Raw genomic sequence first — 2,815 nt, forward strand, 5'->3', positions numbered from 1 at the left:
CTGCTCAACACCGCGGTGGAAAAGCTCGCCGACCGCCTGACGCTGGATCACGACAAGCAGATCGGGCAGGTCAAGGACATGGGCTCGGCGGCCGTCGGCGTCGCGCTGCTGATGGCCGGTGCGTTCTGGATCTTTGCCATCGTCGAGCGGTTGGGTTTCGTCTAAAGCGCTCACCGCGCCTTAGGTTGTTGTTTGAGCATGATCTTCTCGGAAAACCGCTCCACACTTTTCCGGATCATGCTCTAGCCATTGGATCGGACAGGGGCGGCCATGACCGTACGTCTCAACGCATTCGCGGTCACGCTGGCCCAGCTCAACCCGACCATGGGCGACATCGAGGGCAATGCCGCCAAGGTGCGGGCGGCGCGCGCGCAAGCCGCCGCCGACGGCGCCGATCTCGTGCTGTTTCCGGAATTGTTCATCGCAGGCTATCCGCCGGAGGACCTGGTGCAGAAGCCGGCCTTCCAGGCCGCCTGCCGAGCCGCGATCGAAAGCCTTGCGCGTGAGACCGCCGATGGCGGACCGGCGATGCTTGTCGGCGCGCCCTGGGTCGAGGACGGCAGGCTCTACAATGCCTGCGCGCTGCTCGAGGGCGGCCGCATCGCTGGCTTGCGCTTCAAGTGCAATCTGCCGAATTACGGCGTGTTCGACGAGAAGCGGCTGTTTGCGCGCGGGCCCGCCGCGGGGCCGATGACCGTGCGCGGTGTGCGCATCGGCGTGCCGATCTGCGAGGACATCTGGCTGGAGGAGTCCGAGGATTACGAGAACGTGGTCGAGACGCTGGCCGAGACCGGCGCCGAGATCATCCTGGTGCCGAACGGCTCGCCCTATGCCCGCGACAAGAACGACGTGCGCCTGTCGGTCGCGGTCGCGCGCGTCACCGAGAGCGGCCTGCCGCTGGTCTATCTCAACCAGGTCGGCGGCCAGGACGAACTGGTGTTCGACGGCGCCTCGTTCGCGCTCAACAGCGATCTCTCGCTCGCGGCCCAATTGCCGGCGTTCGAGGAAAGCATCACGACGTTGCGCTTCACTCGTAACGGCGACGATTGGCGCTGCACCGGGCCGATCGCCGCGCAGCCGGAAGGCGACCACGCCGACTACGCGGCCTGCGTGCTGGGCCTTCGCGACTATGTCGCCAAGAACGGCTTTCCCGGCGTGCTGCTCGGCATTTCCGGCGGCATCGATTCCGCGCTGTGTGCGGCAATCGCCGTCGACGCGCTCGGCGCCGACCAGGTGCATGGCGTGATGCTGCCCTATCGCTACACTGCGGCAAGCTCGATCGCGGACGCCGGCGAACTCGCCGGCCATCTCGGCATCCGCTACGAGGTGCTGCCGATCGCGGAAGCCGTGACCGGCTTCGAGACCATCTTGTCCGGCATCTTCAAGAATCTGCCGCCTGATATCACGGAGGAAAACCTTCAGGCCCGCACCCGCGGCACGTTGCTGATGGCGATCTCCAACAAGACCGGGCTGATGGTGGTGACAACAGGCAACAAGTCGGAAATGTCGGTCGGCTACGCCACGCTCTATGGCGACATGAACGGCGGCTTCAATCCGATCAAGGACATCTACAAGACGCAGGTGTTCCGGTTGGCTGCGCTGCGAAACAGCTGGAAGCCCGAAGGCGCGCTCGGGCCCGCGGGTGAGGTCATTCCGCCCGATATCATCACGCGTCCGCCGACGGCGGAGCTGCGCGAGAACCAGACCGACCAGGATTCATTGCCGCCTTACGACGTGCTCGACGCCATCCTCGAGCGCCTGGTCGAGCGCGAGGAGCCGCTGGACCGGATCATCGCCGCCGGCTTCGACCGCGAGACGGTCACCCGCATCGACCATCTGCTCAACGTCGCCGAATACAAGCGCCGCCAGGCCGCGCCCGGCGTGAAGGTGACAGCTAAGAATTTCGGCCGCGACCGCCGCTATCCCATCACCAACCGCTTTCGCGACAGGGGCGAGCCGCTGCCCGCCCCGGACGAGACGCTGGTCTCGCGCGGAAGCAAGGCGTCGATCGACGCGTTCGAAGGCTGAGCTCCAGTCTTGAGCGACCGAGGGCCCTAAGACGGGGTTGCGAAGAACAGCACCCGAAGCAAGTGCGTGTATTCGGATTCGAGCACCATGATCGACACAAATACCAATACCGCGATCGGCGGCAGCAGGATGGCATAGGCCAAGGCCAGTCGCTCCCAGGCCATGTGCATGAAGACGGCGACGATCAGTCCGGCCTTCAACAGCATGAACAGCAGGATCAGCGACCACCTCAGATAGCCATGCAGGCCAAAGTAGTCGACGAGATAGGAGCACGTGCTGAGGACGAACAACCAGCCCCAGACCACGAGGTAGAGCTTGATCGGGTGCTGTTGACCCTTGGCGTGAACGGCTCCCGTTGCGACTGCGCCGGACGCAGGAGCGTCGAGCGTTCCTTCCATGTGTATTGCCGCGTTTGTCATGCGCCGACCTCACCAAAGGTAGAAGAATGCAAAGATGAACACCCACACGAGGTCGACGAAGTGCCAGTACAGCCCGGTGATCTCGACGATCTCGTAATAGCCCTTGCGGCTTGTGAAAAAGCCACGTCTCTCGACGTCGAAGTCTCCCCGCCAGACCTTTCGCGCGATCGCGATCAGGAAGATCACGCCGATCGTCACGTGGGTGCCGTGGAAACCCGTGATCATGAAAAAGCTTGAGCCAAACTGCGCCGCGCCCCAGGGATTGCCCCAGGGGCGAACGCCCTCCATGATCAGCTTGGTCCATTCGAACGCCTGCATTCCGACGAATGTTGCGCCAAATGCCGCTGTGACCAGCATCAGGATTGCGG

Annotated in this window: 4 protein-coding genes; 2 read left to right on the forward strand and 2 right to left on the reverse strand. The window is 63.9% G+C overall.

Annotation, left to right across the window (positions count from 1 at the left end; genetic code table 11):
• A partial coding sequence (locus AC1D00_RS34950; protein ID WP_477013817.1) for a diacylglycerol kinase occupies positions 1-165 on the forward strand: 165 nt, incomplete at its 5' end.
• A gap of 105 nt (positions 166-270) precedes the next feature.
• Positions 271-2,028 carry an NAD+ synthase gene (locus AC1D00_RS34955; protein WP_477013815.1) on the forward strand — a complete coding sequence of 586 codons (1,758 nt, stop codon included), beginning with the start codon at positions 271-273 and terminating at the stop codon, positions 2,026-2,028.
• A 26-nt stretch (positions 2,029-2,054) separates the two neighbouring features.
• Here AC1D00_RS34955 and AC1D00_RS34960 read toward each other — a convergent pair whose 3' ends face one another.
• Together AC1D00_RS34960 and AC1D00_RS34965 are read right to left on the reverse strand one after the other, a co-directional pair.
• Complete coding sequence (locus AC1D00_RS34960; protein ID WP_167770683.1) at positions 2,055-2,447, reverse strand: cytochrome C oxidase subunit IV family protein; 393 nt, start codon at positions 2,445-2,447, stop codon at positions 2,055-2,057.
• Between the two features lie 9 nt (positions 2,448-2,456).
• Positions 2,457-2,815, reverse strand: a 359-nt coding sequence (locus AC1D00_RS34965; RefSeq protein ID WP_477013816.1) for a cytochrome c oxidase subunit 3, incomplete at its 5' end; no start/stop codon positions are given.

It is taken from the genome of Bradyrhizobium sp. P2_E8, assembly GCF_056403875.1.

Bases quoted from the DNA above. Each gene is read 5' to 3' on its own strand.
- AC1D00_RS34955 (WP_477013815.1), top strand. From the start codon at position 271: ATGACCGTACGTCTCAACGCATTCGCGGTCACGCTGGCCCAGCTCAAC.
- AC1D00_RS34960 (WP_167770683.1), bottom strand. From the start codon at position 2,447: ATGACAAACGCGGCAATACACATGGAAGGAACGCTCGACGCTCCTGCG.